Origin of the sequence: Aromatoleum toluvorans (assembly GCF_012910905.1) — a bacterium.
GTDB lineage: Bacteria > Pseudomonadota > Gammaproteobacteria > Burkholderiales > Rhodocyclaceae > Aromatoleum > Aromatoleum toluvorans.
In genome coordinates this window covers 1-17,051 of sequence record NZ_WTVN01000016.1, presented here as the reverse complement: position 1 = coordinate 17,051, position 17,051 = coordinate 1, and the positions used below count along the sequence as shown (strand labels likewise).

14 protein-coding genes are annotated in these 17,051 nt (G+C 67.8%); 5 read left to right on the top strand and 9 right to left on the bottom strand.

What is annotated here, in order from left to right; genetic code table 11:
• From GPA22_RS11650 to adh, 6 genes are all read right to left on the bottom strand, one after another.
• Positions 1-786: an ABC transporter ATP-binding protein gene (locus GPA22_RS11650; protein ID WP_169256238.1), complete on the bottom strand. Its 786-nt coding sequence runs from the start codon at positions 784-786 to the stop codon at positions 1-3.
• A 4-nt stretch (positions 787-790) separates the two neighbouring features.
• Positions 791-1,555, bottom strand: a complete 765-nt coding sequence (locus GPA22_RS11645; RefSeq protein ID WP_169256237.1) for an ABC transporter ATP-binding protein — start codon at positions 1,553-1,555, stop codon at positions 791-793.
• Positions 1,556-2,380 (bottom strand): ABC transporter permease, encoded by an 825-nt coding sequence (locus tag GPA22_RS11640; RefSeq protein ID WP_169256236.1) that lies wholly within the window; start codon positions 2,378-2,380, stop codon positions 1,556-1,558.
• Positions 2,380-3,372 carry an ABC transporter substrate-binding protein gene (locus GPA22_RS11635; RefSeq protein WP_169256235.1) on the bottom strand — a complete coding sequence of 331 codons (993 nt, stop codon included), beginning with the start codon at positions 3,370-3,372 and terminating at the stop codon, positions 2,380-2,382. Before GPA22_RS11635 ends, GPA22_RS11640 begins: the two co-directional genes overlap by 1 nt.
• Positions 3,373-3,599: 227 nt before the next feature.
• The gene (locus tag GPA22_RS11630; RefSeq protein WP_169256234.1) at positions 3,600-3,962 is read right to left on the bottom strand and encodes a DUF779 domain-containing protein; all 363 of its coding nucleotides are present in this window, start codon (positions 3,960-3,962) and stop codon (positions 3,600-3,602) included.
• A 173-nt stretch (positions 3,963-4,135) separates the two neighbouring features.
• Positions 4,136-5,656, bottom strand: coding sequence for an aldehyde dehydrogenase (adh, locus tag GPA22_RS11625; RefSeq protein ID WP_169256233.1), 1,521 nt, complete (start codon positions 5,654-5,656; stop codon positions 4,136-4,138).
• Positions 5,657-5,983: 327 nt separating this feature from the next.
• On the opposite strand from adh, the gene GPA22_RS11620 reads away from it, so the two are divergent.
• On the top strand, positions 5,984-7,576 hold the full coding sequence (locus tag GPA22_RS11620; protein ID WP_169256309.1) for a sigma-54-dependent Fis family transcriptional regulator: 1,593 nt from the start codon (positions 5,984-5,986) through the stop codon (positions 7,574-7,576).
• Between the two features lie 12 nt (positions 7,577-7,588).
• Here the strand turns inward: GPA22_RS11620 and GPA22_RS11615 are convergent, their stop codons facing one another.
• Complete coding sequence (locus tag GPA22_RS11615; RefSeq protein ID WP_211169084.1) at positions 7,589-8,521, bottom strand: DMT family transporter; 933 nt, start codon at positions 8,519-8,521, stop codon at positions 7,589-7,591.
• Between the two features lie 352 nt (positions 8,522-8,873).
• On the opposite strand from GPA22_RS11615, the gene rocF reads away from it, so the two are divergent.
• Complete coding sequence (gene rocF, locus GPA22_RS11610) at positions 8,874-9,815, top strand: arginase (RefSeq protein WP_169256232.1); 942 nt, start codon at positions 8,874-8,876, stop codon at positions 9,813-9,815.
• A gap of 72 nt (positions 9,816-9,887) precedes the next feature.
• Here rocF and GPA22_RS11605 read toward each other — a convergent pair whose 3' ends face one another.
• Together GPA22_RS11605 and GPA22_RS11600 are read right to left on the bottom strand one after the other, a co-directional pair.
• A complete protein-coding gene (locus GPA22_RS11605) occupies positions 9,888-10,889 on the bottom strand; it encodes an SCO family protein (protein ID WP_169256231.1) in 1,002 nt (333 codons plus the stop codon).
• A 77-nt stretch (positions 10,890-10,966) separates the two neighbouring features.
• Positions 10,967-13,519, bottom strand: a complete 2,553-nt coding sequence (locus GPA22_RS11600; RefSeq protein ID WP_169256230.1) for a multicopper oxidase domain-containing protein — start codon at positions 13,517-13,519, stop codon at positions 10,967-10,969.
• A 518-nt stretch (positions 13,520-14,037) separates the two neighbouring features.
• Here GPA22_RS11600 and GPA22_RS11595 point away from each other — a divergent pair.
• The 3 genes from GPA22_RS11595 to GPA22_RS11585 all read left to right on the top strand — a co-directional run bounded on the left by GPA22_RS11595 (position 14,038) and on the right by GPA22_RS11585 (position 17,017).
• Positions 14,038-14,646, top strand: a complete 609-nt coding sequence (locus tag GPA22_RS11595; protein WP_169256229.1) for a hypothetical protein — start codon at positions 14,038-14,040, stop codon at positions 14,644-14,646.
• 114 nt (positions 14,647-14,760) lie between these two features.
• On the top strand, positions 14,761-16,623 hold the full coding sequence (locus GPA22_RS11590) for a potassium transporter Kup (protein WP_169256228.1): 1,863 nt from the start codon (positions 14,761-14,763) through the stop codon (positions 16,621-16,623).
• 31 nt (positions 16,624-16,654) lie between these two features.
• The gene (locus GPA22_RS11585; protein ID WP_169256227.1) at positions 16,655-17,017 is read left to right on the top strand and encodes a YajD family HNH nuclease; all 363 of its coding nucleotides are present in this window, start codon (positions 16,655-16,657) and stop codon (positions 17,015-17,017) included.
• Positions 17,018-17,051: the final 34 nt, after the last annotated feature.

The following is a 17,051-nucleotide window of genomic DNA, read 5'->3' as shown; positions in this document are numbered from 1 at the left end:
TCAGTCGGCGCGCTCGCCGCTCCCGCCGGTCATCTGCAGGAAGGCGTCGGCGAGGCTCGCCGTGCCGACCTGCGCGGCGAGTTCCTGCGGGCGGCCTTCGGCGAGGATCTGGCCGCGATGCAGCACGATGACGCGATCGGCCGCCTCGGCCTCGTCGACGAGGTGGGTCGCCCACAGCACGCCGACGCCGCGCGCGCGCAGCGCGAGCACTTCGTCGAGGAGCTGCCGGCGCGAGGCCGGGTCGAGGCCGACCGTGGCCTCGTCCATCAGCAGCACCGCGGGCTCGTGCACGAGGGCGCGCGCGAGCTCGACCTTGCGCCGGTTGCCGCCGCTGAGCTCGCGCACCGGGTCGCCCGCGCGTTCGGTGAGGCCCAGGCGCGCGAGCGCGTCGGCAACGCGTTCGCGCGCGCGCGCGCCGCCCAGGCCGTGCAGCGCGGCGTGGAACCTGAGGTTCGCGGCGACGCCGAGGTCGAGGTCGAGCGTGCTCTGCTGGAACACGACGCCGATGTGCGCGAGCGCCGCGACGGGGTCCTTGCGGATGTCGTGGCCGCACACTTCGATGCGGCCGCCGTCGGCGTTGAAGAGGCCGGTCAGGAGCTGGAACAGCGTGCTCTTGCCCGCGCCGTTGGGGCCCAGCAGCGCGACGAATTCGCCGCGCCCGACGGCGAGGCTCACGCCCCGCAGCGCCTCGCGCGCGCCGTAGGATTTGCGCACGTCGGCGAGATCCAGAAGCACGGCTTCCTTCGTCGAGGGCGTTGATCGTGACACTTCGCTTTCGATCTTCATCCGGTCATTCATCCGTTGTCCCGTCCGGGAAGGTCGTGAGCCCCGCAAGCAGCTCGGGGTGCTGCGCTAGGAGATTCGCCTGCAGGGCCTGCACCGCCGCATCGTCCGGCAGGCGCGGCCGCGGCAGCGCGACGGGGAGTTCCAGCACCACCCGCCCCGGCGAGCGCGACAGGAAGCAGACGCGGTCGGCCAGCGCCAGCGCCTCGCGCAGGTCGTGGGTGACGAAGAGCACCGTCGCCCCGGAGCGCTGCCACTGTTCCACCAGCATCGCGCGCAGGCGGTTCGCGGTCGGCACGTCGAGCGACACGAAGGGCTCGTCCATCAGCAGCAGCTTCGGCTCGATCACGAAGGCCCGCGCGAGCGCGACGCGGCGCTGCATGCCGCCGGAGAGCCGCCCGGGAAAGGCGTCGAGCACATCGCCGAGGCCCATCGCGGCGAGGAGTTCGCGCGCGCGCAGTTTCGCCGCGGGCGACGGGCCGGTGACGAGGAGCACGTTCTCCAGCACCGTGAGCCATGGCATCAGGCGCGGCTCCTGGAACATGAAGCCGATGTCGCGCGCGCTGTCCGCGCCGGCGAGCTGCACGCGGCCGTCGACGTCGCGGTCGAGCCCGCCGACGACGTTGAGCAGCGTGCTCTTGCCGCAACCCGAGGGGCCGACGACGCACACGAACTCGCCCGGCGCGGCGCGCAGCTGCAGGCCCGCGAGCGCGAGGTGGGGCACGCCGCCGCGGTCGGGGTAGGACTTGCGGTCGATGACGATGTCGAGCATTCAGGACCTCCAGCGCGTCAGGCGCCGCTCCAGCGGGCGCAGTCCCGCCGCTTCGACGACGAGCACGATCGCGGCGAACACCAGCGTGTAGGCGAGGATGCCCGCGATGTCGAAGAGCTGGAAGAACATGTTGAGCTGGAAGCCGATGCCGTTGCTGCGCCCGAGGAGCTCCACGACCAGCACGATCTTCCAGATCAGCGACAAGCCCGAGCGCGCCGACGCCATCAGGTAGGGCACGAGCTGGGGCAGGTAGACGTGGGTGAAGGTGCGCGTGCGCGGCAGACGGTAGGCACGGGCGACCTGCATCAGGCGGGCGTCGACGGCGCGCGCGCCTTCGCGCACGGTGACGACGACGGTCGGGATCTTGTTCACCGCGACGGCGACGATCGCCGCGGCGTCGTTGAGGCCGAACCACACGTAGCACAGGATGATCGTGACGAGCGCGGGGATGTTCAGCCCGAGCACGAGCCAGCCGTCGAGCAGCAGGTCGAGCCGGCGCCAGCGCCCCATCGCGATGCCGATCGCCGCGCCGATCGACATCGCCAGCAGGAAGGCGACCGCGACGCGCGCCAGCGTGATCGCGAGGTGCGACGGCAGGGCGAGCGATCGCGTCTCGGCGGCGATGCGCGCGAACACCGTCGCCGGCGGTGGCAGGGTCGAACTTTGCAGCAAGGTGGCGGCGATCTGCCACAGCACGAGGAACGCGACCAGCGAGGCCGCACGCAGCCAGCCGTCGCCCGGCAGGCGGAGGCGCTTCGCCGCCCGCCGCCCGCGCGTCACCGCCGGCACGCTCCAGGACGTGGGCTCATCGGCTCCCGCCTTCATCAGCGGCTTCCGCCCGCACGCCAGAAGGTGCCCGCCGGCAAGGCCGTGGCGTTGCCGACGAGCTCGGCCCCGCCCTCCGCGGCGAGGATCCCGAAGATGCGCTGCGCGGTACGTTCGGCCTGCGCGATGTTTTCACCGGGGATGCCGGCCCGGAAACCGTCGCGCAGGGCGACGAGGGTCGCGTCGTCCTCGGCGCGCGTGAGCGGGCGCAGCTCCTCCCAGACCGCGTCGGAGGTCTGCATGTGCCGCCGCGCCTGCGCCCCGGCGCGCAGGAAGCCCTCGAAGGCCGCGCGGTGCTTCGCCGCCCAGTCCTCGCGGAACACCCAGCCGATCATCGGCAGTTCGCCTTCGACGCCCAGCCCCTTGAGGATGTCGTCCAGCGTGAGCAGCTCGCGCATGCCGGCCGCACGCAGGCGCGCGGAGAAATGCCAGAAGTTCAGCACCGCGGGAATTTCGCCCTTCAGGATCAGGGCGTTGAGGAGCGGCGGCGCGCCGAAATCGGGCTTCACGAAGGTCGCCGCGTCCTCGCCGACCGACTTGCGCGACCAGGCCCGCAGCAGCAGCCAGCTCTTGTCCAGCGCCCCGCCGGCAACCCCCAGCCGCTGCCCGCGCAGGTCGGCGAGCGAGCGCAGGTTGGCGTCCGGCCGCACCATGATGCCGCCCACTGCACGCGAGTACGGCACGAAGGCGAAGTCGCGCCCTTCGGCACGCTGGCGCGCGACCCAGATCCAGTCATTGACGATGAGATCGACCGCCCCGCCCTGCAGCGCGACGTTCGCGGCATCCTTCTGCGCGAGCGGCACGACCTCGATCCGCACACCTTCGCGCTCGGCGAAGCCCATGCGCTTCATCACCTCGAGCTCCCAGCTCACGGTGCCGTACTGCAGCACGCCGATGCGGATCACCGCGGGATCGGCGGCCGATGCCGGGGCGATCAGGCAGGCGACGAGTGCGGCGGCTACCAGGAACGCGCGCGCGAAAGGACGCAGCATTTTCTTGTCTCCATCGTTCTTGTGTCCTTGCCCCCGGATCGAGCCGGGGGTGGTGATGCTTCGCTTGCAGGATTCGCTCCAGCCCGCGGCGGCACGGGCAGGCGGTCTGCCCCGCGTCCGCCTGTATCGCTATGGAGCACCTGCTCCATTTCGGAACAACCGGCGGCCGAGCCGCACATTCAGGGCGTCTCGGCGGGAGCCGGATCCGCTTCAGGCATGGACCATGATCACCCTTCCCTGCCGAGCAGCGCAAGCTCCTCGTCCGTGAACAGGCGCGAGCGCGTCAGGAAAGTGAGCCCCTCGGGCCCCTCCAGCGAGAACATGCCCCCTCGCCCTTCGACGACATCGATGATGAGCTGCGTGTGCTTCCAGTATTCGTACTGCGCCCGGCTGATGTAGAAAGGGCTGCCGCCAATCTCGCCGAGCAGGATGTCGGACGGGCCGGTGAGGAATTCGGCGCGCAGGTAACACATCGGCGCACTGCCGTCGCAGCAGCCGCCGGACTGGTGGAACATCACCGGACCGTGCTTCACGATCAGCCGTTCGATCAGTTCCTCGGCACTCGTTGTGGCTATGACTCGCGGGACCATGATTCGCTCCTTGCCGCGGCGACGCAGCGAAAAAAAACGGGCGGCCATTGCCGCCCGCGAATCTCTTCCGCTGTGGGCGGACGAGAGGGAGAGAAGAACAACATGAGCGCCGCCGGGAGACTACGCCCGGCAACACGCTCAGAAGAAACCGAGCGCGAAACCTGGCAACACGCTCAGAAGAAGCCGAGCGCGTTGGGGCTGTAGCTCACCAGCAGGTTCTTGGTCTGCTGGTAGTGGTCGAGCATCATCCTGTGCGTCTCGCGGCCGATACCCGACTGCTTGTAGCCGCCGAACGCGGCGTGCGCCGGGTACAGGTGGTAGCAGTTGGTCCACACGCGGCCGGCCTTGATGCCGCGGCCCATGCGGTAGGCGCGGCTGCCGTCGCGCGACCACACGCCCGCGCCCAGACCGTACAGCGTGTCGTTGGCGATCGACAGCGCTTCGGCCTCGTCCTTGAAGGTCGTCACCGACAGCACCGGCCCGAAGATTTCCTCCTGGAAGATGCGCATCTTGTTGTGGCCCTTGAACACGGTCGGCTTGATGTAGAAGCCTTCGGCGATGTCACCGCCGAACTGCGCCGCCTCACCGCCGGTCAGGAGCTGTGCGCCTTCCTGCTTGCCGAGGTCGATGTAGGACATGATCTTCTGCATCTGCTCGGTGGAGGCCTGTGCGCCGATCATGGTCTCGGTGTCGAGCGGGTTGCCCTGCTTGATCGCCTTCACGCGGGCAAGCGCACGGTCCATGAAGCGGTCGTAGATCGACTCGTGGATCAGCGCGCGCGACGGGCAGGTGCACACTTCGCCCTGGTTCAGCGCGAAGAGCACGAAGCCTTCGATCGCCTTGTCGAAGAACTCGTCGTCGGCCGCGGCGACGTCCTCGAAGAACACGTTGGGCGACTTGCCGCCGAGTTCCAGCGTCACCGGGATGATGTTCTGCGACGCGGCCTGCATGATCAGGCGGCCGGTCGTGGTCGAGCCGGTGAAGGCGATCTTGGCGATGCGGCTGCTGGTGGCGAGCGGCACGCCGGCTTCGCGGCCGAGGCCGTTGACGATGTTGAGCACACCCTCGGGCAGCAGATCGGCGATCAGCTCCATCAGCACGAGGATGCCGACCGGGGTCGATTCGGCGGGCTTCAGCACCACGCAGTTGCCGGCGGCCAGTGCCGGCGCGAGCTTCCACGCGGCCATCAGGATCGGGAAGTTCCACGGGATGATCTGGCCGACGACGCCCAGCGGCTCGTGGAAGTGGTAGGCGACGGTGTTGTCGTCGAGCTCGGCGAGTGAGCCTTCCTGGGCGCGGATGCAGCCGGCGAAGTAGCGGAAGTGGTCGATCGCGAGCGGGATGTCGGCGGCCATCGTCTCGCGGATCGGCTTGCCGTTGTCGACCGTCTCGGCGTAGGCGACGAGCTCGAGGTTCTCCTCGATGCGGTCGGCGATGCGCGTCAGGACGCGGGCGCGCTCGGCGACGGAGGTGCGGCCCCACTTGTCGGCGGCGGCATGCGCGGCATCCAGCGCGAGCTCGATGTCCTCGGCGCTCGAACGCGCCACTTCGCAGAACTTGCGGCCGGTGATCGGGGTGACGTTGTCCATGTACTGGCCACGCACCGGCGCCACCCACTTGCCGCCGATGAAGTTGTCGTAGCGGGTCTTGAACTGGACCTTGGCGCCTTGCTTGCCGGGCATCTCGTAGATCATTGAACTCGTCTCCAGAAGTATCGATTGGTTGGAACGCTGTCTTGCGTCGCCATCCCTTCCGCAGGGTGCGTGCCAGCACGCGCCGCCGCTCGCATCCGAAGAACATTTCCTTTTGCGCACAAATACTTGCATCGACCATTCGGAGGTTTTCGACGCCGCACGGACCTCCCGCCGGACCTGCTCCCGGCTGCTCAACAAGGCAACACCTGTTCCGATGCGTGACAGACTGAGCCGCCGTTCCGGCCCCGGTTCCGCCGCAAACCCCGAGAAACCCTTTCAACGGCGCGGTTCGAGGCCGGCGGAATGATTCATGCTTTATCGCTCCCCATGATGGCAGCGTCACCCTCTCTACCCCGCCCGGAACCGCTCACCGCATCGTGGCAACGCAGCCGCGAGCACGGCCTGCGTCCGGACGAAGCGCTCAACGACACGGCGCTCGCGCCGGGCGAGCTCACGGACCGCATCGCCGCGAACAATCGCCTGCTCGCGTTCTCGCGCCCGATGATCGAAGGCCTGTATCGCCAGATCGGCAGTCCGTCGTCGACGGTGCTGCTGGCCGATCGCCAGGGCATGATCCTCAGCGCGCTGGGCCACACGGACTTCCTCGACCGCGCGAGCCGGGTGGCCCTGCGGCCCGGCGTCGACTGGAGCGAGGCCGCGATGGGCACCAACGCGATCGGCACGGCACTCCACAGTGGGACGGTCGTCAGCGTGCAGGGCGACGAGCATTACCTCGCGCGCAACCGCATCCTGACCTGCGTCGCCACGCCCATCCTCGCGCCCACCGGGGGCATGCTGGGCATCCTCGACGTATCGTCGGACGCGCGCGAGAACCTGACCCACGCCGAGGCGCTGCTGCGCACGACCGCCGAGCTGATCGAGCATCGCCTGCTCGAAACGCTGGACGACGGCTTCCTGACGCTGCACTTCCACACGCGCCGCGATGCGCTCGCGGACCCCCTGCACGCGCTCGTCGTGTTCGACGAAAGCGGCCGCCTCGTCGCGAGCAACCGCAAGGCGCGCGCGATGCTGGGCCTGGACGCGAAGCATCCCGCGACGACGTGCGACGCCTGCTTCGCCACGCCGTGGGGCACCCTGGTCGAATGGGCCGCACAGACGCCCGACGCGCCGTTTCCGCTCTACGACCTGAAGGGGCGCACCCTCATCGCGCGGGCAAACCTGCGCACCCGACGTCGACGCAATGAAGGGACGCGAAGCACGTCGGTGCAGCGCGAGGACTCCCGACTCGGCGCCATCGGCCTCGGCGACGAGCGCATCGCACACATCGTCGAAACCCTGCGCATGAACGCAACGACGAAGGTGCCGCTGCTGATCGAAGGCGAGATGGGCACCGGCAAGGCGCATCTGGTGCGCGCCTTCCACGAGGATCACAAGCCCGCGGCCGACGCGCCGCTGATCGGCATCGACTGCAGCGCCCTGCCGGATGGCGCGGCCGCGGAGGCGGAGATCGAACGCGCCCGCGCGCAGGCCGCCAACGGCATCCTCTTCCTCGTGGAAATCGACGCGCTGCCGACCACCTTGCAGGCGCGGCTGTTCGATGCGGTAGACGGCACCCGTTTGATCGGCGCCGCCCGCCGTCCGCTGGCCGAGCTGCGCAACGAGGGCCGGCTCGACCTGCGCGGCTTCGACGCGGCCGGCGGACAGGTCCTGAGCCTGCCGCCGCTGCGCGAGCGCAGCGACTTCGACGCGCTGGTGTGCCAGTTCGTGCGCGAAGCCGCCGGGGGGCGCCCGATCTACGTCTGTCCCGACGCCCTCACGTTGCTGCACCGCCACCGCTGGCCGGGCAACCTGCGCGAGCTGCGCAACCAGCTGCGCCTCATGCTTGCATTGATGGGTGACGAGGCGAGCCAGCTGTGCCCCGAGGACATCCCGCCCGAACTCTTCGAGAACGCCGCGTGACGGCGCGCCGGGTCACGCCGGCTGCGCCGCTTCCGCGCGCGAGCCCATCAGCGGCAGCAGCTGGATCGCCATCACGCACGCGAAGATCAGCGCACCGCCCACGAGCTGCATCGGCGTGAGCACCTCGCCGACGAAGATCCGTGCCGCGATCGCCGCGAACAGCGTCTCGCAGCTCAGCAGGATCGCCGCATCCGCCGCCAGCGTGTGGCGCTGCGCGACCACCTGCAGCGTGAAGCCGAGCCCCACCGACAGGATGCCCGCATAGGCGAGCGACGGCAGCGCGCGCTCCAACGCATCGACGCTCACGACCTCGAGCGAAAACCCGCTGGCCATGCCCAGCAGGCCGCACATCACGAACTGCAGGCAGGCGATCGTGATCGGCGCGCCGTGCCTGGCCGCGACCCGCCCGACCATCATCACGTGCGCGGCCCAGAACAGCGCGCTCGCGATCACCCACAGGTCGCCCGTCGACAGCGCCGACAGGCTGCCGCCGCCGAGCAGATAGGTGCCGCCCAGGCAGCCTGCGCTCGCCGGCCACGCCGACCAGTGCAGGCGCTCGCGCAGCAGCAGCGCACTCGCGACCGGCACCAGCGGCACGTACAGGGCCGTGAGGAAGCCGGCGTTGCTCACCGTGGTGCCGGCGATACCGATCTGCTGGAAGGCGGCGCCGAGAAACAGCACCACGCCGAGCAGCAGCCCGCCCGCAAGGTCCCTGCGGTCGAGCCACACGCCCCGCCGCCCGAGCCGGCGCAGCTCGCGCGCAACCAGCGGCAGGATCACCACCGCGCCGAACAGGAAGCGCACGCCGGTGAAGGTGAAGGGGCCGACGTCGCGCATGCCCGTCTGCTGGGCGACGAAGGCCGTCCCCCAGATCAGTGCCGCCACCAGCAGGAGGCCGTTGGCCTGCGCACGCTTCACGTTCTTCCTCTCCTCATCGGAATCCATGCTTGCAGGCCCCTTCGACGGCGCGGTCCGGCTCGTCGAAACATGCCCATTCAGCGGCTAGCCTGTGGGGCCGACCGAGGCGCCTTTATACCTCAGCTGTGGCAAGCTCTGGCGGTGCAGGGAGGGCAGATTTGCGCAGATCGACAACGCACCCTGTCGTTTAGTCAGATCAATGGCATTTCGCTACAAAATTATCGATTCTGTCTGACGGCCGCATCCTGCAAAGTTCGGCCCTGTGAATCGGCCCCAACCGGGCCGGCGATCGGGCATGGCGAACCACTCCCCGCCGGGCCCGGTCGAAGTGAATCATCGAACCGTGGCGTATGACGCCTGACATGGGGCAAACCAAGACATGATGAACCTGAACGTCAGCCTGATCGGCGTACCCACCGATGTCGGCGCCGGCACGCGCGGTGCCAGCATGGGCCCGGAGGCCCTGCGCGTGGCCGGCATCGAGACCGCCATCGCGGCCTTCGGCGCCGATGTGCGCGACTGCGGCAACCTCGCCGGCCCGGCCAACCCCGACCTGCCGGCGGTCAACGGCTTCCGTCACCTGCACGAAGTCGCGGCGTGGAACACGACGCTGCACAACGCGGTATACGCCGAGCTCAGCGCCGGCCGCCTGCCGGTCATGCTGGGTGGCGACCACTGCCTCGCGATCGGCTCGATCAGCGCGGTCGCGCGCCACTGCCGCAGCGTCGGCAAGAAGCTGCGCGTGTTGTGGTTCGACGCCCACGCCGACCTCAACACCGCGACGCTGACGCCCTCGGGCAACATCCACGGCATGCCGGTCGCCTGCCTGTGCGGCCACGGGCCGGAAGTGCTGACGCACATCGGCGGCCACATCCCGGCGATGCTCCCGTCCGAGATCCGCCAGATCGGCATCCGCAGCGTGGACGAAGGCGAAAAACGCTTCCTGTGCGAGCTCGGCGTCGAGGTCTTCGACATGCGCTACATCGACGAGGTCGGCATGCGCGCAGTCATGGAAGAGGCGCTCGTCGGCGTCGATGAGCACACGCACCTGCACGTCAGCCTGGATGTCGACTTCCTCGACCCGACCATCGCGCCGGGCGTCGGCACCACCGTGCGCGGCGGTCCGACCTATCGCGAAGCCGAGCTGTGCATGGAAATGATCGCGGATACCGAGCAGTTCGCCTCGCTCGACATCGTCGAACTCAACCCTGCGCTGGACAACCGCAACATGACGGCCGAACTGGCCGTCGACCTCGTCGAAAGCCTGTTCGGCAAGAGCACACTGATGCGCATGTACCGGCAGACGCGCCGCCAACGCTGAACCGATCGCACCCGGCCGGGCCGCCGTCCGGCATGAATGCGCGGACCGGCAGCCCCCGACGAGCCGCCCGCGCTATTTGGCGGCGTGATCGTGGTGGTGGCCATCATGGGAGTGGGTCGCTGCTGCTGCCTCACCCGCGGCTTGCGGCGCTGCCGCCATCGACGTCGCAGCGGCCGGAACGCTCTTGGCCTCCAGGTACTCGATGAGCTCGCCGAGTTCCTTGTGCGTCAGGGACAGGTTCGGCATCAGCACCTTGTAGCGGCTCGCAAGTTCCATCGCGATGGGGTCCTTGTCGGCGCGCATCCGCTCGGGGGCCGCTAGATAGCGCACGAGCCAGTCGCGCGCCCGGCGGGTGGTCACGCCCTGCAGGTCCGGCCCGATCTGGTCGCCCTTGCCGAACGCATGACAGGCGGCGCAGCGGTTGTGGAACAGCAGTTGCCCCGGGCCGAAGACCTCGGGCCGCGGGGCCTCTGCGATGCTTTTCAGCGTCTTGCCGGTCGACCAGCCGGGATTCAGCGTGCTGTTCGCCTCGACCATGATGTAGTGCGGATCGGCCGTCAGCGGCACCCGGATCCAGCGGCCCTGCGCCACGTCGCCGATGCGCACGGTGTTCGCATGCTCTTCCTTCGCCCCCCGGTCGCCGAGCTTGGCGCGGACGGCATCGACGTCCTCGCGCTTGCCGGTGAGGAACAGCCAGCCCGGCCCCGCGCCGAACTGTTCCGCATAGGCCTTGAGCACCGCGGGCGTATCGTGCTCGGGGTCGAGACTGATCGAATACATGAAGACGTCGCGCCCGACCTGATCGCCGAGCAGCTTCTGCACGCGCGCCATGTTCGCGGTGTCGAGCGGGCAGGCCTGGTCGCAGCTGCTGAACACGAAGTTGACCAGCACCTTCTTGCCCTTGAGCAGGTCGTCGTAGAAACGCACCGTCTTGCCGTCCTGCGTCACGAGGGGCACGTTGGGGAAGTAGTCCGCCCCCCAGGCATCGTCCTGTGCCGAGTGTGCAACGCCCGGCGCTCCCGACAGCGAAAAGGCCACGCACATCGCGGCAGCGGTGATGAGGCGCTTGATCATGCTTGTTTCCCTCCTTCCTTCGTTGTTTCGGGCCCGGCGGGCGACACCTGCAGGGCGGCACCCGCCGGCCCTCCCGTTCAGAGCGTGCGCGGATCGTGGGACGGCACCACCGGCCCGATCTCCGGCTTGTCCCCGCACACATCGACGCCGGTGTCGAAGCCCTGCGGGTTGCCTTCCTTCAGGTAACAGGAATCCACGTAGCTCACCCCCTCGGGCCGCGGGTCCGGGGTCGGCAGCACCGTGATGTGAACCGCATCGATCCCGTTCGCATTGCTGTTGCCGCGGATGATGTCGTAGCGCATCAGCATCGCGTTGTCCTCATGCACGGTGTTGTGGCAGTGATTCACGTAGGCCCCGCCGAACTCGCCGAAGGCCACCTGGAAGGTGACGTTCCCGACCATGCTGCCGACGTGCCACACGTCCTTGCGCTTGTTGCGCTCCATGGCGGACAAGCCCCGGGTGCGACCGATGGTCTTGCCTTCCTCGAAGTGGAGGTGGAGCGGGTGGCCCCAGCCGTTGCCGGTCGAGACGGTCCAGTGCTCGACGTCGCCCGGCCGCGGCAGGTTCGACACCCGTCGCATGTCGGCGTTGTAGGCGGCGCCGCCATTGACCTTGATGCCCCACGGCTCCGACCCCTCCGGGTGGTCGAACGGCAGGCCGCCGCCGTCGGCGCCGCGCACCAGTTCGATCACCCGGGTCCGGACCGGCTCGACGGTCGGGATCTCCCAGTCCGCACCCGGATCGTTGATCAGGCTCATGTCGTTGGCGCCACAGGAGTTCGCGATGGTGTTCATCGCGCCCGGCTCGTCGATGCTCGGCACCTCGCTGGCGATCCGGAACTCCATGATCGCGCCGAGGCAGGGGTCGTCGCTCTGTGCCTTGGAGGTCAGCGCGTCGCGCAGCGTCAGTGCCGTGTCCGGCCCCTTGCCGCTGGAGAACTTCAGCATATTCACCAGGTAGAGCTTCTGGCCGACCTTGAACTTCGAGAAATCCAGGACGAAGTCATAGCGCTCGGCCGTCCCCTGCATGTCCAGTTCCCTGGCGCCCCGCACGAACTGCGGGAAAATGTTGCCGTCATTGGCGATGATCGTCAGCGGCACCGGATTCGCCTTGCCCGGATCGAGACTGTCGGACACGGCGAGCTTGACCCAGCGCGACATGCCGGCGGACAGCGTGCGGAAGCGGTACTTGCGCGGCAGCACGGCCATGGTCGGCTTCCACTGGTAGTTCACGTGCATCACGTCGCCGAGGAAGCCGTCGGTATCGAAGATGTCGAAGAAGAGCTGCGCGTCGGGGTTCATCGCGACGTCCTGGATCAGCAGGTAGACGTCGAAGTCGCGGTTGCCCCAGGTCTTGGCGTTGCGCCAGCCGCTCGGCAGGCGCAGGTTCACCTTGTTCGCGGCCGGGTTGTCGAGGGGCCGCTCGTAGCCGCGGTCGGTGCCGCTGAAGTACTCGAGCAGCGCGGCATACCCCTTGTACACGTTTTCCGACGTGAACGAGATGCGGTGGTCATGGAACCACAGGCTGCCCTGGATCTCGCGGAAGTCGCCGGGGATCGGGATGATGCCGCCGTCGTTGGTGGGGGTCGAACAGCGCGGATCGCCCCGCCTCACCTTGAGCAGCTTGTCGAGGTCGCGCCCGCGCGAGTCCCGCAGCCCGCCATCGCGCCGGGCCATCATCAGGCTGTAGTTGTAGTCGTAATACTGGCCCGGGAAGAAGTGGGTGTTGGTGGCACCGTCGCTTTCCGCCCCGTTGTGGCCGTTGTGGTTGTGGATCGCCGCCTCCTGGCGCCCGAAACCGCCGTTCGTGGTGTTGGCGACATTGGGGAAGTTCGCCGAGCCGAATTGCGGGTCGAAGAACGGCATGTTGTTGTAGATGCGGTTGATCACCGATTCACCATAACGAGCCTGCATGAGACAGGGCGGCAGGTGTCCGCGGTCGAACCGGCCCTCGCAGAAGGTCCAGATCCGGCTCGGCTCCTGCCCGTGCCAGTTGTTGGCGAAGTTGAAGCTCGTGTTGGGGACGACCTGCCCCAGCGACATCACGAAGCCGACCGGATCGAGCGGGTGCGACACCTGGCCGTCGGCGCCCGCGGCCTTGTTCACCAGCTCGTTCCAGCGCTGGTGCGCAAAGGCTTCACCCGGTGCGCGCCCTTCGCGCGGTCCGGTCGTGCCGGCCACGGTGACGTTGCCGGTGTTGGTCGCGTTGGCGAGATTGACCGTGTGGCGAATGATCTCGGTATTGGCGCGGCGCATCGCGGGGATCTCGCCGGTCTCCTTCGGCCACAGCAGCCAGGCGTCGCTCCCGCCGGTCGAGGTGAGCTTGTGCGACGTCAGGTTCTGGCAGCGCAGCAGCGGCTGGATGAATGGCTGGTCACCAGGGAACGGATAGGGGCTGCGCGGTGTGCCGGTGGGCACGCTGCCGCTGCTGGCAAAGGCGCTGCTGACGAAGGGGTTGAGGCCGTGTTTCCACGCCAGCAAGCCGCCGGCGGTGAAGATGCCGGCCTTGATGAGTTCCCGCCGCGTGATCTGTCCCTGGGAAAGCGCGGCGACGATCTCCAGGCGGTTGTTGCGCGCACGCTCGGCCTCGAGCAGGCGCTGTTTCGAAGCATTCCGTGAAAGAAAGAACATGATCGGTCTCCCAAGCGTCCAATGAGGACAAATTCCGCTGACGTCCCGACATCCGCAGAGAGGATTCCGCGGCGCCCGCAAATCCGGCGATCCGCCAACCCAACCATGCTTCCATTCTTCCCAACATTTTTGGGGGGCGTGCCCAGCGATCAGCATCGCGCATGCCAGTCGTCCTCCCAGGGCGCGAAATTCCGCCACAAACCGCAAAAAGCGTGACTTTTGTCACGGAAATTCGAGCACCAATTTCAAAAAGCGTGACATTCGTCACGAATACCGAGATAAAACGCCCAAATTGGGCAGCCCCTCGGCAGAAAAAGCGCTTCCGCGCATATGGAACGTCCCCGATAGAGGGGGAAATTCCCCACTCACCGGGGACAAAGCGGGGCAACGCCAGGTGCGATACCGGAACTTGCCGCCCTTGTCGCCGATCTTCGGAAATGGATGGGCGCAATCCCCGCCCGGACGCCATCTCCTCTTTCCGGACGGAACGACAAGGTCGACAAGGACGGAGTCGAACGATGAAGCAACTCGACGACCTGCTCACGCGAATCCAGGCGCTGCAGGAGGAACTGGAAACCCTATACCGCGAACACCGCGAGGATCTCGCACGCAGGCGCCTGGAGCTTGCGGACAACTTTCTGCGCCACCAGCGGCGCTACAAGATCGGCCTGTTCAGCTACCTGCGGCGCACGCGGCTGCTGGTCGCGCTGACTGCGCCGGTGGTCTACCTCGGGTGGATTCCCTTCGTGCTGATGGACCTGTTCGTCACCACCTATCAGGCAATCTGCTTCCCCGTGTATCGCATCCGCAAGGTACGGCGCTCGGACTACATGGTGTTCGACCGCAGCGAGCTGCCCTACCTGAACCTGATCGAGAAGTTCAACTGCCTCTACTGCTCGTACGGCAACGGCGTGGCCGCCTACACGCGCGAGGTGGCCGCACGCACGGAGCAGTACTGGTGTCCGATCAAGCACGCACGCCGCATCCATCAGGCCCACGGACGCTACCCGCATTTCTTCGACTACGGCGACGGCGAGGCCTTCCGCGCCGGACTCGAACGCCTGAGGCGGCAGTACGAGCAGGACGAAGCGCCGAAAACGGAACACACCGCGCGCAAAGCCGACTGAAATCCCCCGCCGGTGTTGCGTCGGCACACGCTTGCACCGCCCCATGCGTCGCCTTGCCGGTTGCGCCTTACAATGCGCGCGCAGCATCCAGAACAACAACACAGGACGTGGCGCATGCATTCGCGCAAGGCATTGCCGGCCCTCACGGTCGGCGCAATCGGCGTGGTATTCGGCGACATCGGCACCAGCCCGCTGTATGCCCTGAAGGAAATCTTCAACGGGCACCATCCCATCCCGGTCACCCCGGAAAACATCCTCGGCATCCTGTCGATGGTGTTCTGGTCGATCATGGTGCTGGTGACGCTGAAGTACGTGTTGATCATCATGCGGGCGGACAACCGCGGTGAAGGCGGATCGCTTGCGCTGCTCGCGCTGATCGTCGACAAGGCGAAGAGCCGGCGGCTCACCTGGGTCGTGTCGATGCTGGGCGTGTTCGCGGCGGCGCTGTTCTACGGCGACAGCATGATCACGCCGGCCATCTCGGTGCTGTCGGCGGTCGAGGGCCTGGGCATCATCGCGCCGGAGCTCCAATCCTTCGTCGTGCCGCTCACTGTCGTGATCCTCACGGCGCTGTTCATGATCCAGCGTCGCGGCACCGGCGCCGTCGGCCTGTTCTTCGGGCCGATCATGGCGGGCTGGTTCGGCGTGCTGGCCGTGCTGGGCCTGCTGGAGATCATCCGTCACCCGGAAGTCCTCGCGGCCCTCAATCCGATGTACGCGACCGGATTCATCGCCCACCACACCGCCCTCGCCTTCCTCGCGCTCGGCGCGGTCGTGCTCGCGGTGACCGGCGGCGAGGCGCTCTACACCGACATGGGCCACTTCGGCCCCTTCCCGATCCGCCTCGCATGGTTCGGCTTCGTGATGCCGGCCCTGGTGCTGAACTACTTCGGCCAGGGCGCGCTGCTACTGAACGACCCCGTCGCCATCGAAAGCCCGTTCTTCCACCTCGGGCCGACGTGGGCAATGATCCCGCTGCTGATCCTCGCGACACTCGCCACGGTGATCGCATCGCAGGCCGTGATCTCGGGCGCCTTCTCGGTGGCGCGCCAGGCCGTGCAGATGGGCCTGCTGCCGCGCATGCTGATCGTGCACACCTCCGGCCAGGAAAAGGGGCAGATCTACGTCCCGTTCACGAACTGGACGCTCTACTTCGCCGTGATCGCGCTGGTCCTCGGCTTCCGCAGCTCGTCCAACCTGGCGGCCGCGTACGGCATCGCCGTCACCGGCACGATGATGATCGACACGATCCTCATCGCCTTCGTGATGCTGCTGCTGTGGCGCTGGAACGCGCTCCTCGTCGCCCTCGTCGCCGGCTCGCTGGTGGCCGTGGACATCGCCTTCTTCGCCGCCAACGCGATCAAGATCCCGCAGGGCGGCTGGTTCCCGATCGCGATGGGGCTGGTGTCCTTCACGGTGCTGACGACCTGGCGCCACGGCCGCCGCCTCGTGCAGGAAGAGATCGCCCGCCAGGGCGTCTCCGTGAACGATTTCGCCGCCATGATCGAAGGCGTGCATCGCGTGCACGGCACCGCCATCTTCATGACCAGCGCGAAGGACGGCGTGCCCGCAGCGCTGCTGCACAACCTCAAGCACAACCAGGTGCTGCACGAACGCGTCGTGCTGGTGACGGTACAGACCACCGATACGCCCTACGTGAGCGAACTCGACCGCATCTACCTGCACCACCTGAAGCAGGGCTTCATTCGCGTGATCCTGCGCTACGGCTTCATGGAAGACCCCGACATCCCGAGCGCGCTCGATCACTGCAGCCGCTTCGGCGAATCCTTCGACATGATGGAGACGACCTTCTACCTGTCGCGCGAAACGGTGATCCCGCGCCTGAGCCGCCGGCGCATCGCAACCTGGCGCGGCCGCCTGTTCGCCATCATGTCGAAGAACGCCACCAGCGCGACGGACTTCTTCCGCATCCCGAACAACCGCGTCGTGGAACTGGGCACGCAGCTGATCATCTGATGTTCAGGCGCAACGATGCGGGTGAAGGCAGATGCACACACCGGATCACGACAGGCTGGACCGGGTGGTCGCCGAAGCGCGGCGCGCCCGGGAGCTGCGCGAGCGGGATTATCGCGAGCGGGCGCTCAGGATCTACCCGTGGATCTGCGGCCGCTGCGGGCGCGAATTCACGCGCGCGAACCTGCATCAGCTCACCGTGCATCACCGCGACCACAACCACGACCACAACCCGCCCGACGGCAGCAACTGGGAGCTGCTGTGCGTGTATTGCCACGATGCCGAACACTCGCGCCAGCTCGACACGGCCGGCCGGGACACACGGGGCGACACCGGCGCGCCTGCCACCCATCAGCCCTTCGCCAACCTCAAGTCGCTGCTGAAAGGCGGCGCGTGACGGGGCCGTGCGCAGGAGGCCCTCCCCCTCCCAC

What these genes read in the sequence shown, in the direction of transcription:
- GPA22_RS11620 (WP_169256309.1), top strand. Translation starts at nt 5,984, where the DNA reads ATGATGGCAGCGTCACCCTCTCTACCCCGCCCGGAACCGCTCACCGCA.
- GPA22_RS11635 (WP_169256235.1), bottom strand. Translation starts at nt 3,372, where the DNA reads ATGCTGCGTCCTTTCGCGCGCGCGTTCCTGGTAGCCGCCGCACTCGTC.
- GPA22_RS11585 (WP_169256227.1), top strand. Translation starts at nt 16,655, where the DNA reads ATGCACACACCGGATCACGACAGGCTGGACCGGGTGGTCGCCGAAGCG.
- adh (WP_169256233.1), bottom strand. Translation starts at nt 5,656, where the DNA reads ATGATCTACGAGATGCCCGGCAAGCAAGGCGCCAAGGTCCAGTTCAAG.
- GPA22_RS11630 (WP_169256234.1), bottom strand. Translation starts at nt 3,962, where the DNA reads ATGGTCCCGCGAGTCATAGCCACAACGAGTGCCGAGGAACTGATCGAA.
- GPA22_RS11590 (WP_169256228.1), top strand. Translation starts at nt 14,761, where the DNA reads ATGCATTCGCGCAAGGCATTGCCGGCCCTCACGGTCGGCGCAATCGGC.
- GPA22_RS11640 (WP_169256236.1), bottom strand. Translation starts at nt 2,380, where the DNA reads ATGAAGGCGGGAGCCGATGAGCCCACGTCCTGGAGCGTGCCGGCGGTG.
- GPA22_RS11615 (WP_211169084.1), bottom strand. Translation starts at nt 8,521, where the DNA reads ATGGATTCCGATGAGGAGAGGAAGAACGTGAAGCGTGCGCAGGCCAAC.
- GPA22_RS11600 (WP_169256230.1), bottom strand. Translation starts at nt 13,519, where the DNA reads ATGTTCTTTCTTTCACGGAATGCTTCGAAACAGCGCCTGCTCGAGGCC.
- GPA22_RS11605 (WP_169256231.1), bottom strand. Translation starts at nt 10,889, where the DNA reads ATGATCAAGCGCCTCATCACCGCTGCCGCGATGTGCGTGGCCTTTTCG.
- rocF (WP_169256232.1), top strand. Translation starts at nt 8,874, where the DNA reads ATGATGAACCTGAACGTCAGCCTGATCGGCGTACCCACCGATGTCGGC.
- GPA22_RS11650 (WP_169256238.1), bottom strand. Translation starts at nt 786, where the DNA reads ATGAAGATCGAAAGCGAAGTGTCACGATCAACGCCCTCGACGAAGGAA.
- GPA22_RS11595 (WP_169256229.1), top strand. Translation starts at nt 14,038, where the DNA reads ATGAAGCAACTCGACGACCTGCTCACGCGAATCCAGGCGCTGCAGGAG.
- GPA22_RS11645 (WP_169256237.1), bottom strand. Translation starts at nt 1,555, where the DNA reads ATGCTCGACATCGTCATCGACCGCAAGTCCTACCCCGACCGCGGCGGC.